Consider the following 15,395-nt stretch of genomic DNA (forward strand, 5'->3'; position numbering starts at 1 on the left):
TTAGCGTGCCAGTTCGGGCACGATATGGGCTTCACCTAAATCAAGAAGTGCATGCACTAGATTTCTAGCAGCCAGCATTGCCATATCATCACGAGTTGCCTCTGTAGCAGAACCAATATGCGGTGTCATGACTACTTGCTCCATTTCCATAAAAGGATGCTCCAGCGGAAGCGGCTCCTTGATAAATACATCCAAGCCCGCACCCGCAATTTGACCATTTTGCAGCGCCTCAACTAATGCCTGCTCATCAATCGTTGCACCTCGGGATGCATTAATAAATATAGCACTTTGCTTCATTAATGAAAACTGCTTCGCACCAATTAAACCTTTAGTCTCAGGTGTTAAAGGAGTCAACAACAACACAAAATCTGAGTCTGCAAGCAGCTGCTCCAGACTTTTATATGTAAGACCAAGTTGTTCCTCCAGCTGTGGCTTACGAGATCGATTATAATAAGAGATATCCATGTCGAAGCCGTATTTTGCACGCTTGGCAACAACCTCTCCAATTCTCCCCATGCCAATAATGCCAAGCTTACGATGATGAACATCCAGACCAAACAGCTTTCTGCCCTCATTGCCTTTCCACTGCTTATTGCGAATTAATCGATCTAGCTCAGAAATTCGCCGTGCAGATGTCAGCATAAGCCCCATAATGAGATCAGCAACTGTATCATCCAGTACATATGGAGTATGTGTGCCAATGATGCCGCGGGAACGCATGGCAGCTATATCAAAATGGTTGTAGCCGACACTCATTGTACTAATTACTTTAAGCTTTGGGGCAGCATTTAGAAGCTCATCACTTACCTTCATCGCTCCGCTAGTAAAATAGCCCTCTGCTTCTGCTAAGTACTCCTTGAGCTTCGTTTCCTCACGCTGTTCATCTGGCTTCCACGTCAACACCCTACAATGCTCCTCCAAATAATACTGAACATTGCTCGGCAGTCTACGATCTACAAATATAAGTGGCTTCATATGCAATCCCTCCTCTAGTTCTCATTTAATCATAGCTGGAACATTTCCTGATTACAACGAAAAGAGCTTTTTTGCCGCCTCCCAACAGCAAAAAAGCTCTTTTTTCTCGTACTACCCATTATTTTGAGAATAATGGATTGATTAACCCTGTCATTCCCGTTATCATAAATAATATATGCCTATAGACAGACCTCCTTTTGAATCAATCTAATCCCTTCTCCCACCTAAAGAGTATCAAAATCGACATGTTCTTTCAGTGACTTGTATTACAAATTTATCAATTAAAGTGAGGAATCCTAGTTTGAATAGCATTGATACGAACAAATTAAGAGCGAATATCCCTTTCTTCAAGGATATAGACCAAAGCCTGCTAGAGCATCTCGTGCCTTATATGCGGGAAGAATCCTATAAAAAGGGTGCAATCATATTTCATGAGGGAGATGAAGGGAATCAGATCTTTTTTATTCGTTCAGGTATGGTAAGCATTTACACCTCGAATAAAGCCAAACGGATCACACTAGCTTACTTAACAAAAGGGGAATATTTCGGAGAGATGGCGTTAATGCAACCAGGTCTTGCACGTTCAGCTACAGCGGAAACGATGACAGCTGTTAAGGTATATTCTTTGCATCGATCAGATTTTTATAAGCTTGTAGAGAAGGATCGCAACGTTCCATTCTTATTGTTAAATTATACAATGGAAAGACTGCGCAAGGCCAATCATCAAATTTATGATTTAACCTTTCTTAATGTGCAGCATCGAATTATACGCCGTTTGCTAGATCTTGGAAAAGAGGTTGGTAAATTACGCGAGGATGGAAGCTGTCTTATTCCGGTAAAAATTACACACCAGCAGTTGGCTGATACAGTCGGAGCTGCGCGAGAAACGGTTTCTAAAATAATTATGGAATTGCAGGATGAAGCACTGATCGATTTAAGTAATAAAAAGCTTACTCTTCTTAATCTCGAAGCGCTGCGAAATAAATTAAATCAGCACTAACTATTAATTCATTAGGAGAACGACCGATGGCATTACTCATGAATGAAAACATAAAAGCATCTGAAGTCGATCTGTTAGATCTTGAAGGTCAATCGTTAGGTATTGTCTCTACAAACGAAGCGCTTCAGGATGCAAAAGATCAAAAAGTCGATTTGGTTTGCATCAATATTATGACAAGTCCTCCGCAATGTCAGCTCATTTCTCGCGGAAAGGCGAAGCAAGCGCTTCAGGCTAAGGATAAGTCAACACCTAAAAAAGAAAAGGAAATTCGTTTAACGCCAACAATTGAGGCGCATGACTATGATACAAAGCTGCGACAATGTCAGAAGCTGCTCGAATCAGGACATCCAGTTGCTCTTGTTATTAAGCTTAGCGGGAAGCAGGGACAAGCTGCAAAGTCACTGCTCGAAGAGTTGATTGCCGACCTTAAGCCGTACGGGAAACCTGCAACAGGCATACAGCTTAGCGGCAAACAAGCGGCTGTCACGGTATTGCCCCTGTAATCCAGTAAAAAAGCACGTTCCTTAACTGATCAGCTGGATCAGCATTGGAACGTGCTTTTTATTTATCTTCAGTTGGTTGAACATTCGTATTAGAAAGCAGCGAGTTAAGCTCCTTCATAAACATTTCAATATCTTTGAATTGACGATATACGGATGCAAAGCGAACATATGCAACCTCATCAACCGGGTAGAGCTGATTCATTACAATGGAGCCAATTGCACTGCTTTCTACTTCTGCAAGAGCCGTCGTTCGCAGCTCCTTTTCCACCTCAGAAACGATGACCTCCAAGCGTTCCACAGGAACGGGACGTTTCTCGCACGCGCGAATTAGTCCACGCAATATTTTATCACGGCTAAACTCCTCGCGGCTGCCATCCTTTTTAATAACGATAAGAGGGGTTTCCTCAATCATCTCGAATGTTGTGAATCTTCTACTGCATTGCTCGCACTCACGACGACGACGAATTGATTTATTTTCATTAGCTGGACGGGAATCCAGCACCTTTGTACCTGAATAATCGCAGTATGGACACTTCATGAGCATTCCTCCTTTCTTTTTGCCAGACCTTTCCTGTAATAATTCATGTAATATCGCACATAATACTTTTACCAACCGCAAGGAGGTGAAACAATATGTCACGCAATCGCAACAGCAACCAATTGCTAATTCCTCAAGCTATCGAAGCAATCGATCGTTTGAAATTCGAAGTAGCTCAAGAACTTGGTATCGCGATTCCACAAGACGGTTACTACGGTAATGTTCTTACAAAAGAGACTGGTTACATCGGTGGTAACATCACTCGTCGCCTTGTACAAATCGCTGAGCAATCTCTAGCAGGTCAACGTTAATTTATATGTTTGTTTATTGAAAGTAGCAATGAGATTGCTCTTCCTATGGGAGGAGCAATCTCGTTGCTTATTAATGCCTGTCCAAAAATTACTTATATTATAATATTGCCGTTATTCCAGCGTCCAGTATTAGTTTTATCCATCAATAAATTTCCAATTCCCTTGCTAAATCTGAGGATAGAGTTCTTTATATTTATTGTAATAATAAACAACCTTTTGGACATACATTCGAGTCTCGCCATATGGAATATCATCCGCGGATTCATAATGCCCATCCCACGTCTTTTCTTCAAGCCACTTTGATACATTGCCAGGTCCTGCATTATAGGCAGCGATCGAAATAATGACATCATCCTCAAACTGCCCCAGTAAATGTCTCAAATACCATGTCCCAAGCTCTATATTCAACTCTGGATCGTGCTTAAGCTCATCCAGCGAAATCATCTTCATCTTATTACGCTCAACAATCCACTCCGCCGTTGTCGGCATAAGCTGCATCAAGCCAACCGCCCCCTTTGGCGATTCTCTACCCGTTTGAAAGTTAGATTCTACACGAATTACGGCTGCAATCAGATGCGGATCGACCTCATACTTTACAGACTTATCTGAAATAATGCCACGATACTTGACAGGGTACATCATCTCACTGATCCAATTAGAACGTATAAATAATATGGCAATAAATCCTATTATAATAAAAAGCAGCAGTTTACGACGCATTCGTTTCTTCTTCATTGATCACCAAGCCTTTTGATCAGTTGAATCACCTGCTGCTCTGTATATTCCAAGGAAGCTGAGTTATCGATAACCCAGTCTGCACGTGCTTTCTTTTCTTCAATATCCATTTGCAGGCTAATTCGTTCAATCGCTTGCTCTCGAGTTAATTCATTTCGCTGCATCAAACGTTCAACTTGAACGTCTTCAGGCACATATACAACAAGTACCCCTTCATATAAATGCGCCTGATTGGTTTCGTACAATAAAGGTATATCCGCCACAATCAAAGCATTGGGCGATAAAAGCTTGTACTGCTCTATTTTTTGCAGCATGCTTGCCCTTATGGCTGGATGCGTAATGCCCTCCAGCTGCTTAAGCTTGTCCGAATCAGAAAAAACAATTGCGCCTAACGCTTTGCGATTCAAGCTACCATCTGAATTGAGAACATCCTGACCAAATACGTCTACGATTTGTAGTAGAGCAGGCTGCCCTGGCTCTACTACATCGCGAGCAACCTGATCTGCATCAACAAGCAAAGCTCCATGCTTGACGAGCATTGCGCTTACCGTACTTTTCCCACTAGCGATTCCGCCTGTCAATCCGATCAGCATTGCACTCACCTCTTTTACATAAATTTCAAAAAACCAAGAAGTATCAACAGCAGTCCTGGAAGACCGCTCAAATAATGAATGAATGGCAAATGAGACAGCTTACGTCCAAGCATCGTCCCAGCCACTAAAAATATGGCGCTGCATAAAGCAATCGTTAACGGTGTGTAAATAGCATGCAGACCAAGCATAGCAGCACCAAGACCTGCGCCAAACGCGTCAAGCGACAAGGCTATGCCAAGCATCAGAGCTTCTGATGAGGAAATATTGCCTGACGCATCAAAATCTGCCGTTTGCGGCTTTCTCAAAATTTGAATAACCAGGCCTAAACGCTTTAGCTCTATTGTAAATAGCGCCGAAGCAAAAGACTCCTTCTCAGCCTGTTCAGGAACAGCTTCCCCTTCATTGGAGCGTGCAGCTTGCCGCTCCGTCTCCTGGGATTCCATCTTGCCATTCTTCCGCTCATGCATGCCACGGTAGTATTGATATAACGCCCAAACTCCGATAGCTACTAATATGACGGCGCCAATGCGGCTAGCGGCAACTGGTGATAAATAAGATGAAAGCCATGTGCCCGCCTGCATGGAAATCGCAATGACACCGCCTGAGCAGCAAGCAATAATGAGAATTGAAAGTAATGGAATTGTAATTTTACGCAGGCCATACGTGATACCGACACCGAAGCTATCAAGACTTACGGCAATAGCTAATACTGCCATAGATGCAAAATGCATGAATAACATGATCGTACTCCTTCCCACACCTCTACAATACGTCGTAGTCAGATGCCTACAAGCGTAACGTATCATATGCGTAGAAAAGAGCATTCGTGATTACCCTACTTTTTCAATTTTTGACATCGCGGACAAATATGCGTGCCTCTGCCGCCGACAACAAACTTAACCATCGTTGTGCCGCAGCTTGAGCAGGGCTCATTTTCTCGGCCATAAGCTGAAAGCTGCTGCTGAAACAAGCCCATCTCGCCTTGACCGTTCACATAGGATTTGATCGAGGAGCCGCCTGCATCGACTGCTCTGGTCAGCGTATCGACAATTGCCTGATGCAAGCTTTTCCATTCCTTGCTGGATAATGAGTCAGGCGTTCGTTCAGGATGAATTTTCGCAGCGAATAACGCCTCATCCACATATATATTGCCTAATCCAACGATTAATTCTTGGTTCAGCAGCAGCGGTTTAATTTTAGATGAACGCTTCTCCAGCTTGCTGCGCAATATATCGGGCGTAAATTGATCTGATAAAGGCTCTATGCCCAGTTTTTTAAGCGGCAGCTCAAGCAGCTCTTCACCCTCTTTGAACAAATGCATCGTCCCAAATTGCCGCACGTCCTTATAGCGAAGCTCCGTTCCATCCGTAAAGCTGAATCTAACATGAGTATGCTTTTCAACAGGCTCATCCTGCTTGAATAATCCATAGCGGCCTTCCATGCGCAAATGGGATACAAGAACAAGCCCGTCAAGTATAATGCGCAAAAACTTGCCGCGCCTTGCCACATCCATAATTGTATGCCCAATGAGCGCAGCGCAAAACTGCTCAATCTCTGCAGGCCTCTGGATAATTCTCGGCAAATGAACCTGAACGTGTTCAATCGTTTTTCCTTGCACAAGTTGTTTTAATGTTCGTGCTACCGTTTCAACCTCCGGTAATTCTGGCAATGCTGTCACCTCTTTGCTTTATTTCGCTTCATACCAGCTATCGCCGTAGCTTACATCAGCTACAAGAGGAACGTCAAGCTTGATCGCATCTGCCATCACCTGCGGTACAAGCTCCTTCATCAACTCCAGCTCATGAGGAGGAACCTCGAATACAAGTTCATCATGCACCTGAAGAAGCATGCGGCTTTGCAGCTTGCGCTGCTCCAGCTCTGCGTTCATTTTTACCATAGCAAGCTTGATAATGTCCGCAGCAGAGCCTTGAATGGGCGTATTCATCGCGATTCGTTCCGCAAAAGAGCGGATATTGAAGTTTGATGCGTGGATATCCGGCACGTAACGGCGACGATCAAGCAGTGTGACGATGTAGCCATTTTTCTTCGCTTCTGCGATAATGTCATCCATATATTTGCGGACACCTCTAAAAACGTTGAAATACTGCTCGATAAATTGAGACGCTTCCTTGCGCGTAATGCCAAGGTTTTGCGATAAGCCAAAATCACTAATGCCGTAAACAATCCCGAAATTGACGGCCTTCGCAGAACGGCGCATATTGCTGTCCACCTCTTCAGCAGAAACACCAAATACGTCCATTGCCGTTTTTGTGTGAATATCTTGATTATGGATAAACGCTTCCTTCAACCGTTCATCGCCCGAAATATGCGCCAGTACGCGCAGCTCAATCTGCGAGTAGTCCGCTGCAACAATACTCCATCCAGGCTCTGAAGGAATAAAGGCTTTGCGAATCTTTCTTCCTTCCTCCAAACGAATCGGAATGTTTTGCAAGTTTGGAAATTGCGAGCTAAGTCTCCCTGTTGCCGCTATAGTTTGGCGGTAATACGTATGGATATGGCCCGTTTCCTCTCTTACCTCTTTCAGCAGTCCTTCGATATAGGTGGACTGAAGCTTGGCGAGCTGTCGATAGTCGAGAATATTTTTAACGATAGGATGATAAGGTGCAAGCTCTTCCAGCACCTCGGCATCTGTAGAGTAGCCGGTTTTGGTCTTTTTCTTCGCAGGAAGCCCAAGCTTCTCGAACAGCACCTCGCCAAGCTGCTTCGGCGAGCTGATTTTGAACTCCATGCCTGCTTGCTCGTAGATTTCCGTTGTCAGGCGCTTTAGTGAAGCCTCCAGCTCAACGCCTTGCTGCTCTAGCTCAGTACGCTCAACTTTAATGCCGCGCTTCTCCATTTGTGCCAAAATGCGCGAAAGCGGGCCCTCAAGGTCATAATAAAGCGCAGCCATGCGCGTATCCTCCAGCTGCTTGTTCAGCTTAGGCACGAGCTGCTGAACAACGCTTGCCTTAACCGCAAGATGCTGGAACAGCTCAGGCTCTGCGGGAAGCTTCAGCTTAGCTCCTTTACCGTATACTTCATCATCAGATGGCAAACCATAAATACCATTGCGTTCCGCGATCGTATGCAGAAGCTGATTGCCATCCGTTGGATCAAGCAAATAGGCTGCAAGCTGAACATCAAAATAACCGCCGCCCAATTGAATGCCATGCCAATTCAGCACCAGCTCGACCTTGTGCAGATCATAGCCGTACTTTTTAATTTCCTCGTCAGCAAGCCATTCCACGACTGGCACAAGCTCCTGCTGCTTCAGCATAGCTGGAGAAATGACAAAAACCTCTTCACCCAGTGCAATAGCAATACCCTCAAAGGTCGCAAGATGAGGATTTTCTCCAATCGTCTCGACATACAGTCCGTGCATCTGCTGCTGCTTTAATGCAGTAACAAGCTGCGCGAGTCCTTCGCTTCCTTGCTCAGTAATATTGTAAATAGTCAAGGCAGCAAGCGCCTGCTTTGCCTCTTCTTCACTGGAGCTGCTTCCAGCAGATACATCAAGTCGCTCTAGCAGTGATTTGAACTCCAGCTTTTGCAGCTGCTCAGCAAGCTTAGCTGAATCATAGCCGCTGTAGATCATCTGATCCTCTGTCAGCTCAATTGGAACCTCACGGAAGATGGTAGCGAGCTGCTTGCTCATAATCGCTGCTTCCTGATGGGTCGTTAGATTCTCCTTCAGCTTGCCCTTTTGCGCATCCAAATTGCTCAGCACCTCTTCAACCGTCGGGAACTGATGCAGCAGCTTCAGCGCTGTTTTCTCGCCTACACCTGGGACACCCGGAATATTATCGGATGTATCACCCATTAACCCCTTCAGGTCAATGATCTGCTTAGGCTCAAGGCCGTATTTTTCCTGAATCGTTTCTGGTGAATACAGCTCCACCTCACTTACCCCTTTGCGTGTTACAGCAATTGTCACTTTAGGAGAAGCAAGCTGCAGCATGTCCTTATCACCAGAGATTACAACTGTTTCAATTTGCTGCTCATCTGCCTTGGCTGTAAGCGTTCCGATAATGTCATCAGCCTCATAGCCATCAATCTCGTATTGCGCAATGCCAAATGCTTCAATAAGCTCCTTCAGCAGAGGGAACTGCTGTGACAGCTCAGGCGGTGTTTTCTGACGTCCTGCTTTATATTCAGTAAATTGCTCATGTCTGAAATTCGTTTTTCCTGCGTCAAAGGCCACCAAAATATGTGTTGGCTTTTGCTCCTCAATCAGCTTCAACAGCATAGTAGTAAATCCATAGATCGCATTCGTCTGCATGCCTGAAGAATTCGTAAGTGGCGGCATTGCGAAAAACGCACGATATGTAATACTATTGCCATCAATTAACATCCATTTTTTCATTTGAAGCTGCACCTCATTCTATGTAACTTGTCAATACTACTCTATGATACCACAAAAAGGACCTTCCCTAGTCATAACATCAGGGGAAAGTCCTTTTTTCTGCCGATATTTATGAGTTTAGATCCGGACGCTTGCCAGTTACCAGATATACAACGCTTTCTCCGATATTCGTCGCATGATCGCCGTAACGTTCGATATAGCGTCCAACAAAGCTTAAAATTTGTGCTTGCGCAATGTTGCGTGGATTTTCCATCATAAGCAGCAATAGCTCACGCGTGATCTGACTGAATAGGGCATCGACCTGATCATCGTCCTTTGCCATTTTGAAGGCAAGATCAACGTTTTCATGCACATACGCCTGAATCGCTTCATACGTCATGTTGCGAATAATTTCTCCCATTCGTGGAATATCAATAATTGGCTTGATAAGTGGCTCGCCTTGCAGACGAAGCACAGCCTTGGCAATATCAAGCGCTAAATCCCCCATGCGCTCCAAATCGCTCGCAATGCGGAAGGCAGCAATGATGCGACGCAAATCCTTTGCAACGGGCTGCTGAGTAGCGATCAGCTTTAAGCCAAGCTCCATTATTTTCTCTTCCATCTCATTTACTTTTACATCGTCGGCAATTACTTTATTCGCCAGCTCTTGATTATTATCCTTAAGCGAGTTGATCGCTTGCTCGACAGCACGCTCAACGAGCTCTCCCATCTCAACAAGCCATTGGTTTAATTGCTCTAGCCCTTGATCAAATTCTCTACGTACCGTCATCATGATTGTTATTCCTCCCCAAAATTTAGTGCTGCGTCTGCTTCGTCATTATCCAAAGCGCCCGCTAATATAATCCTCTGTGCGCTTGTCAGTTGGATTAGAAAACAGCTTCTCGGTATCATCAAATTCAACGACTTCGCCATTAAGGAAAAACACCGTCTGATTCGATACGCGAGCAGCCTGATGCATGTTGTGCGTGACCATTACAATCGTATATTTATCGCGCAAATCCTGTACCAGCTCTTCGATTTTCAAGGTAGAAATCGGATCAAGCGCTGATGTTGCCTCATCCATCAGCAAAATATCAGGATTAACTGCGAGCGCACGCGCAATACATAGGCGTTGCTGCTGACCACCAGAAATCGAAAGCGCAGAACGCTTCAAGGAATCCTTAACCTCGTCCCATAGCGCGGCAGCCTTCAAGCTCGTCTCCACTATTTCATCAAGCTGCTGCTTTTTTTTAATTCCGTGCAGGCGAGGGCCATACGCGATATTGTCATAGATTGATTTTGGGAAAGGATTGGGCTGCTGAAATACCATTCCGACCTTATTGCGGAGCGTTTCCACATCGACTCCCTGTGCGTAAATATCCTTGTCGTTAATGACAAGCTTCCCTTCGATACGAGTACCTGGAATCATATCATTCATTCGATTCAACGTACGCAGCAGCGTTGATTTGCCACAGCCGGAAGGCCCGATAAAAGCTGTGACTGCTTTTTCAGGCATCGTAAGATTTACGTTTTTCAACGCATGAAAATCTGTATAAAAAAGGTTCAAATCCTGTGCTTCAATTATTGTAGACATGCATAATTCCCCCATAGTTCATAATCAGCATGACGCTCATTTGCTAGATGCACTAACCAGTTCTTAAAAAATCTATACAACCACAACTATCATAATCATAGATTGTTAATCTCATATTTTTATAATGTTAAGGCTATGTAAAATCTCAACAGTATTATGTGGCAATAAAAAATTCAGACAAATACGTTGATAACGAGGCTAGGAGCTTTATAATGAAGGAGAAGGGAGTGGGGCTAATGGAGGCGACACATGAAATTGTCCCATATGACAATCCTTTGCTAAGTGTTCGTATATTCCAGGCGCATCGAGAACAAAATACCCGCACGGAATGGCACTACCATAAGCAGTTAGAGCTGCTGCTCATATTGAATGGCAAACTGGATATTTATATGGAATCCGAATCTATACAGATGTGCAAGGATGATGTTGTAATCTTAGGAGCCTCGGAGCTTCATCGCGATTATTGCTCAGAATCTCTTGATTATATTGTTGTGCAATTTGACCTGGAGCATTTTTTTGACCAAAGCTCGATATCGTACATGCGTTATTTTTCAGAAACACATGCTCCTTTAAGTAAAGCGAATTATATTTTCAAAGAAAATCCGACTATTAAGCATGAGGCAGCCCGTTGCATTCGCAGCATACTGGACGAAGCCACGATGAAGGATGCTGGTTATGAAATTGCTGTAAGCATCCTGATCAAGCAAATTTTACTGATGCTGCTTCGCAACGATACACAAAAAATACTCGCTGAGCAGGACCCCTTTGACAAGCTTCGTCTAAAGCCAGTGCTTGATTACGTTGAGCAGCATCTGACTGATCGCATTCAAGTCGAGGAAGTATGTCGCATTGCGAATATGAGCTATTATTACTTCGTCAAATTTTTCAAAAAATCAATTGGCCTCTCATTCACAGAATATGTGAACTACCGCAAGGTAAAGCGTGCAGAACGACTGCTGCTCACAAAAGACTTGAGCATTACGGAAATCGGAGAAAAAATCGGAATGCCAAACATGGCTCATTTTTATAAAATGTTCAAAAAATACAACGACTGCTCGCCCAAGCAATACCAGAAGAAAATGCTGACATGGAAGCCTCATGAGCAGCAGAGCAGCTAAATAGCGATTACCACTCTAACTAGCAAAAAACTCGTAAGTCCTATACATTAGGGCCTACGAGTTTTTTTGGCATGACGAGCTTATAGCCTACTCCACGAATCGATTCTATTCTTACAGATTGCTGCTCAAGCTCAAGCTTTTTACGCAAGGAGCTTACATGTACGTCAACGGTACGTTGACCTCCAATGTAATCAAAGCCCCATACGACATTCATCAGATCATCTCGGCTTATGACCATGCCCGGACGCTGAACAAGATACAGCAGAACTTCAAATTCCTTCGGACGAAGCGAGATCGGTTGACCCTTTACATTCACCTCGTATTTTTCCGGATAGATGGACAGCTCCCCTGCTTGAATTACCTTTTCATTCGAAAGCGCTGGCTTCGGCTCTTCGTTTTGCGTGCGGCGCAGCACTGCCGATACACGTGCCAGCAGCTCTGCAACACCAAATGGTTTCGTTATATAATCATCTGCACCAAGCTTTAAGCCTTGGACAACCTCTTCTTCCGCATTGCGAGCCGTGAGAATAATGACTGGTGTACGCACCCCATTTTGATGAAGTCGATTCAGAATTTCAAATCCATTCATTCCAGGAAGCATAATATCAAGAATAATAAGATCAAACTTTTCCTGTAAAGCTGTCTGGAGTCCTTCACCGCCATGCTCAACGAGCGTAGTGTCATATCCTTCTTGTGTCAAATTGTAAGATAACAGCCTCGATAATGTGGGCTCATCCTCAATGACCAGTATTTTGTTCGACATCGCTTGACCTCCATACTTATCACAATAGATTCCGTTTACCTGTAGTGTATACTTTTATTAAAACATTGTAAAACATTTAATGGATCTGCGGCAGCTCCAGCGTAAAGGTTGTTCCTTGTCCAACCTTGCTTTCAACGGTGATCGTCCCTTTATGAAGCTCTACCAAGTGCTTAACGATGGACAAGCCTAGCCCCGTGCCGCCCGAGCCTCGGGAACGCGCCTTGTCAACGCGGTAAAAGCGTTCAAAAATACGCGGCAAATCTTTTTCAGGAATACCGATTCCAGTATCCGAAATTGAGATGCGAATCATGTCCAGCTCAGTGACCGTTATGTCTACTTCTACCTTCCCGCCCTCAGGTGTATAAGCTATTGCATTGCTTAGCAGGTTGACGAAAATTTGACGAAGTCGATCCTCATCACCTTCCATGTACAGCTCTTCTGGCGAGCTCAACTGAAAATCGATATGCTTGCGATTAGCACTCACCTCGAGAATAGCAAACGTATTGGTCATAAATTCCTTAATCTCAATCGGCGATAGCATCAGCGGAACACGGCGTGATTCGATTTTAGACAGCTCTAATATATCGCCAATTAGACGATTCAATCGTTCACTTTCATCATAAATAATTTGCAGGAACGCTTTGGAAGTCTCTTCATCCTTAACGGCTCCGCCCAATAATGTCTCGGCAAAACCCTTTACCGCTGCAATTGGTGTCTTCAATTCATGTGAGACATTGGCGACAAATTCGCTGCGCATGCGCTCCAAGCGACGAATCGCGGAAACGTCCTGCAGCACAAGCAGGATTCCACCAAAATCTGAGCTGTTTCCTTGATAAATTGGCACCAGGTTGAGCTCAAGCAGACGTTCCTCCGGGTAATAGAACGTAACTTCCTCATGGATATGTCTTCTGGATTCATAGCCTTCTACAATCAACTGCGACAATTCGTACTGCTGCTTCATCTCACGATAATGTCTGCCAATCAGCTTGGCAGCCGAGATGCCGAGAATTTGCTCAGCGCGCTCATTCATAATCAGAATCGATCCGCTTGCATCCATCATAACAATCCCGTTTATCATGTTGCTTAGTACGCTTTGCAGATGGTTTTCATTCTGACGAATGCGTCCCATTTGAATTTGCAAGCTGTCTGCCATGGCATTGATTGCATGTCCCAGCTCGCCAATCTCATCATTTTTCTTAACCTCAACGCGTGCACGATAATCCATATTTTTAATCCGCTTTGCAACCTGTGTGATTTTTTCAAGTGGCTTCGTTAAGCCAAGTGCAATCCGATAGCTGATTAATGCCGCGATAACGAACAAAATAATGAGTCCAACAACCAATACTGCTGTCAAGCTGCTAATCGACTGCTCTACTTCTTCTAGACTAATAGCAAGACGGAGCACATAGGTTTCATCATTTGCAGTATTAGTTACCGGGATCGCAACATACAGCATATTTTGGTTAAGAGTATCACTGGAACGAGTTGATTTCCCGATGCCATTCTCAAGTGCACTGAGCACCTCTTCACGATAGTGGTGATTGTCCATCTCCCGTACATTGAAGTCTGAGTCGGCCAGTACGGTTCCATCTTCCTTTATTAGCGTAACACGATTATCCATCAGCTCCTGAAGCTGCCTGATATGCTCATAATAATAGTCGGCCAGCTCTTCATCGCTGCCTGACTTCCAATCCATTTGCGCAGCGATCAATCGCATCTCGCGCTCTAGTGTATCTTCCAGTACATGAATATGGTTTTCCTTAAATGTCTTTAGCATAAGCAGGCCAGATGCAATGACAGATAATGCGACCATAGAAATAATAATTGTCGTTAATCGTGCACGAAAGCTTAGCAATATGCAACCTCTCCTAACATTATGTTCGTTCCTGTATATCCTCTCCATCGTACTCTCGTCTGCTAGCTTTGGCTAGTTTCGTTTTGTTAAGAGTTTGTAAAAACAGACCGATCGTCGTTGCAATTGGCTGCTGCAGCAGAATACCTAACAAGATTGGCATCGCTGTCTGCGGTGAGAAATACGTTAGCGCAATGACGGCTCCCAGCGACACGTTGCGTATTCCCGAGGCGTAAGACAATGTAATTCTGTCTGCTCTCTCTATCAGTCTCATCGCGCTTAAATAGCCGAAAAGATAGCTCAATAGTACAATCGCAATGGAAATTGGAATGATGCGAAGCAGATCCTGCTTCAGCTCGTCCAGTGATGGCGTTAACGCTGCAGCATTAAGTGCCACGACCACCATAAAGCATAGCTTGGATAATGGGGCGCTATATGGCTTAACAGCCGATACAATCCGTCCCTTCGTCAGCTCATGCAGCGCAATCCCGAGCACAGTCGGCAGTACAATAATAAGCAGCAGGTCAATCAGCATGGATACGGTATCAAGCTGGATCGTTGCATGAAACAGAAGCCGCAAGCCGCCTGTAATAATAATCGGGCTCAGCAAGGAATCAATAATAACGATTGCCAGCATAAGTGAGACATTACCGCCTGTCATCGAAACCCACATCACTGCGGATATGCCAACCGGAATGAGTGTAAACATAACAAGACCAATCACATAGGGCGAATGATAGCCAAATACAAGGCCTGCAAGCCAATATACAAGAAGCGGGAGCAGAACATGAATGATGCCAAAAAGCAAAAGGAGCTTAAGCGGCTTGCTGAACACATCCTTGATATGCTCGAAGCTGCAGCCGATCGCCATAGCAAAGGTTACGTAGGCAAATAAATAAGGAACGAGATAGGTATAGAAATAGAGCGTCTCGCCAAAAAGGAGGCCCGCTCCAATAACAAGCGGCACAACAATCACCATATACTTTTCGATCCAATCATTCAGCTTAAGACCGCGCTGCGCCACTTTCTTCTCTCCCATCCACTAGTTGTTTCCAGCAATTATCTGTATAA

At 44.4% G+C, this 15,395-nt stretch carries 16 protein-coding genes; 4 read left to right on the forward strand and 12 right to left on the reverse strand.

Going from position 1 to position 15,395, the window contains the following annotated elements:
- Complete coding sequence (locus ACFP56_RS08050; RefSeq protein WP_379233084.1) at positions 1 to 975, reverse strand: 2-hydroxyacid dehydrogenase; 975 nt, start codon at positions 973 to 975, stop codon at positions 1 to 3.
- A 301-nt stretch (positions 976 to 1,276) separates the two neighbouring features.
- Between ACFP56_RS08050 and ACFP56_RS08055 the strand changes: the two genes are divergently transcribed.
- Together ACFP56_RS08055 and infC are read left to right on the forward strand one after the other, a co-directional pair.
- Positions 1,277 to 1,975, forward strand: coding sequence for a Crp/Fnr family transcriptional regulator (locus ACFP56_RS08055; RefSeq protein ID WP_379233086.1), 699 nt, complete (start codon positions 1,277 to 1,279; stop codon positions 1,973 to 1,975).
- Positions 1,976 to 2,001: 26 nt separating this feature from the next.
- Positions 2,002 to 2,478: a translation initiation factor IF-3 gene (gene infC / locus ACFP56_RS08060; protein WP_379233088.1), complete on the forward strand. Its 477-nt coding sequence runs from the start codon at positions 2,002 to 2,004 to the stop codon at positions 2,476 to 2,478.
- Positions 2,479 to 2,536: 58 nt separating this feature from the next.
- On the opposite strand, the gene nrdR is transcribed toward infC, so the two are convergent.
- On the reverse strand, positions 2,537 to 3,016 hold the full coding sequence (gene nrdR / locus ACFP56_RS08065; RefSeq protein ID WP_379233090.1) for a transcriptional regulator NrdR: 480 nt from the start codon (positions 3,014 to 3,016) through the stop codon (positions 2,537 to 2,539).
- A 95-nt stretch (positions 3,017 to 3,111) separates the two neighbouring features.
- On the opposite strand from nrdR, the gene ACFP56_RS08070 reads away from it, so the two are divergent.
- The gene (locus tag ACFP56_RS08070; RefSeq protein WP_379233092.1) at positions 3,112 to 3,327 is read left to right on the forward strand and encodes a small, acid-soluble spore protein, alpha/beta type; all 216 of its coding nucleotides are present in this window, start codon (positions 3,112 to 3,114) and stop codon (positions 3,325 to 3,327) included.
- A gap of 165 nt (positions 3,328 to 3,492) precedes the next feature.
- Here the strand turns inward: ACFP56_RS08070 and ACFP56_RS08075 are convergent, their stop codons facing one another.
- From ACFP56_RS08075 to pstB, 7 genes are all read right to left on the reverse strand, one after another.
- Complete coding sequence (locus ACFP56_RS08075; protein ID WP_379233094.1) at positions 3,493 to 4,062, reverse strand: lytic transglycosylase domain-containing protein; 570 nt, start codon at positions 4,060 to 4,062, stop codon at positions 3,493 to 3,495.
- Positions 4,059 to 4,655: a dephospho-CoA kinase gene (gene coaE / locus ACFP56_RS08080; protein ID WP_379233096.1), complete on the reverse strand. Its 597-nt coding sequence runs from the start codon at positions 4,653 to 4,655 to the stop codon at positions 4,059 to 4,061. Before coaE ends, ACFP56_RS08075 begins: the two co-directional genes overlap by 4 nt.
- 14 nt (positions 4,656 to 4,669) lie before the next feature.
- Positions 4,670 to 5,395, reverse strand: a complete 726-nt coding sequence (locus ACFP56_RS08085; protein WP_379233098.1) for an MntP/YtaF family protein — start codon at positions 5,393 to 5,395, stop codon at positions 4,670 to 4,672.
- A 95-nt stretch (positions 5,396 to 5,490) separates the two neighbouring features.
- Entirely contained in the window at positions 5,491 to 6,324 is an 834-nt protein-coding gene (gene mutM / locus ACFP56_RS08090) for a DNA-formamidopyrimidine glycosylase (RefSeq protein ID WP_379233100.1), read from the reverse strand.
- A gap of 18 nt (positions 6,325 to 6,342) precedes the next feature.
- Positions 6,343 to 9,018 carry a DNA polymerase I gene (polA, locus tag ACFP56_RS08095; protein WP_379233103.1) on the reverse strand — a complete coding sequence of 892 codons (2,676 nt, stop codon included), beginning with the start codon at positions 9,016 to 9,018 and terminating at the stop codon, positions 6,343 to 6,345.
- A gap of 109 nt (positions 9,019 to 9,127) precedes the next feature.
- Positions 9,128 to 9,787, reverse strand: coding sequence for a phosphate signaling complex protein PhoU (gene phoU / locus ACFP56_RS08100; protein WP_379233319.1), 660 nt, complete (start codon positions 9,785 to 9,787; stop codon positions 9,128 to 9,130).
- Positions 9,788 to 9,835: 48 nt separating this feature from the next.
- The gene (gene pstB / locus ACFP56_RS08105) at positions 9,836 to 10,591 is read right to left on the reverse strand and encodes a phosphate ABC transporter ATP-binding protein PstB (protein WP_379233106.1); all 756 of its coding nucleotides are present in this window, start codon (positions 10,589 to 10,591) and stop codon (positions 9,836 to 9,838) included.
- Between the two features lie 212 nt (positions 10,592 to 10,803).
- Between pstB and ACFP56_RS08110 the strand changes: the two genes are divergently transcribed.
- Positions 10,804 to 11,709 carry an AraC family transcriptional regulator gene (locus ACFP56_RS08110; protein ID WP_379233108.1) on the forward strand — a complete coding sequence of 302 codons (906 nt, stop codon included), beginning with the start codon at positions 10,804 to 10,806 and terminating at the stop codon, positions 11,707 to 11,709.
- Positions 11,710 to 11,749: 40 nt separating this feature from the next.
- On the opposite strand, the gene ACFP56_RS08115 is transcribed toward ACFP56_RS08110, so the two are convergent.
- The 3 genes from ACFP56_RS08115 to ACFP56_RS08125 all read right to left on the reverse strand — a co-directional run bounded on the left by ACFP56_RS08115 (position 11,750) and on the right by ACFP56_RS08125 (position 15,363).
- On the reverse strand, positions 11,750 to 12,472 hold the full coding sequence (locus tag ACFP56_RS08115; protein ID WP_379233110.1) for a response regulator transcription factor: 723 nt from the start codon (positions 12,470 to 12,472) through the stop codon (positions 11,750 to 11,752).
- Between the two features lie 76 nt (positions 12,473 to 12,548).
- Positions 12,549 to 14,327: a two-component system histidine kinase PnpS gene (pnpS, locus tag ACFP56_RS08120; protein ID WP_379233112.1), complete on the reverse strand. Its 1,779-nt coding sequence runs from the start codon at positions 14,325 to 14,327 to the stop codon at positions 12,549 to 12,551.
- A 19-nt stretch (positions 14,328 to 14,346) separates the two neighbouring features.
- Positions 14,347 to 15,363 carry a bile acid:sodium symporter family protein gene (locus ACFP56_RS08125; protein WP_379233114.1) on the reverse strand — a complete coding sequence of 339 codons (1,017 nt, stop codon included), beginning with the start codon at positions 15,361 to 15,363 and terminating at the stop codon, positions 14,347 to 14,349.
- Positions 15,364 to 15,395: the final 32 nt, after the last annotated feature.

Origin of the sequence: Paenibacillus septentrionalis (assembly GCF_042659865.1) — a bacterium.
Classification (GTDB): Bacteria; Bacillota; Bacilli; order Paenibacillales; family Paenibacillaceae; genus Pristimantibacillus; species Pristimantibacillus septentrionalis.

What these genes read in the sequence shown, in the direction of transcription:
- ACFP56_RS08050 (WP_379233084.1), bottom strand. Translation starts at nt 975, where the DNA reads ATGAAGCCACTTATATTTGTAGATCGTAGACTGCCGAGCAATGTTCAG.
- infC (WP_379233088.1), top strand. Translation starts at nt 2,002, where the DNA reads ATGGCATTACTCATGAATGAAAACATAAAAGCATCTGAAGTCGATCTG.
- nrdR (WP_379233090.1), bottom strand. Translation starts at nt 3,016, where the DNA reads ATGAAGTGTCCATACTGCGATTATTCAGGTACAAAGGTGCTGGATTCC.
- ACFP56_RS08070 (WP_379233092.1), top strand. Translation starts at nt 3,112, where the DNA reads ATGTCACGCAATCGCAACAGCAACCAATTGCTAATTCCTCAAGCTATC.
- ACFP56_RS08075 (WP_379233094.1), bottom strand. Translation starts at nt 4,062, where the DNA reads ATGAAGAAGAAACGAATGCGTCGTAAACTGCTGCTTTTTATTATAATA.
- coaE (WP_379233096.1), bottom strand. Translation starts at nt 4,655, where the DNA reads ATGCTGATCGGATTGACAGGCGGAATCGCTAGTGGGAAAAGTACGGTA.
- ACFP56_RS08085 (WP_379233098.1), bottom strand. Translation starts at nt 5,395, where the DNA reads ATGTTATTCATGCATTTTGCATCTATGGCAGTATTAGCTATTGCCGTA.
- polA (WP_379233103.1), bottom strand. Translation starts at nt 9,018, where the DNA reads ATGAAAAAATGGATGTTAATTGATGGCAATAGTATTACATATCGTGCG.
- phoU (WP_379233319.1), bottom strand. Translation starts at nt 9,787, where the DNA reads ATGACGGTACGTAGAGAATTTGATCAAGGGCTAGAGCAATTAAACCAA.
- pstB (WP_379233106.1), bottom strand. Translation starts at nt 10,591, where the DNA reads ATGTCTACAATAATTGAAGCACAGGATTTGAACCTTTTTTATACAGAT.
- ACFP56_RS08110 (WP_379233108.1), top strand. Translation starts at nt 10,804, where the DNA reads ATGAAGGAGAAGGGAGTGGGGCTAATGGAGGCGACACATGAAATTGTC.
- ACFP56_RS08115 (WP_379233110.1), bottom strand. Translation starts at nt 12,472, where the DNA reads ATGTCGAACAAAATACTGGTCATTGAGGATGAGCCCACATTATCGAGG.
- ACFP56_RS08125 (WP_379233114.1), bottom strand. Translation starts at nt 15,363, where the DNA reads ATGGGAGAGAAGAAAGTGGCGCAGCGCGGTCTTAAGCTGAATGATTGG.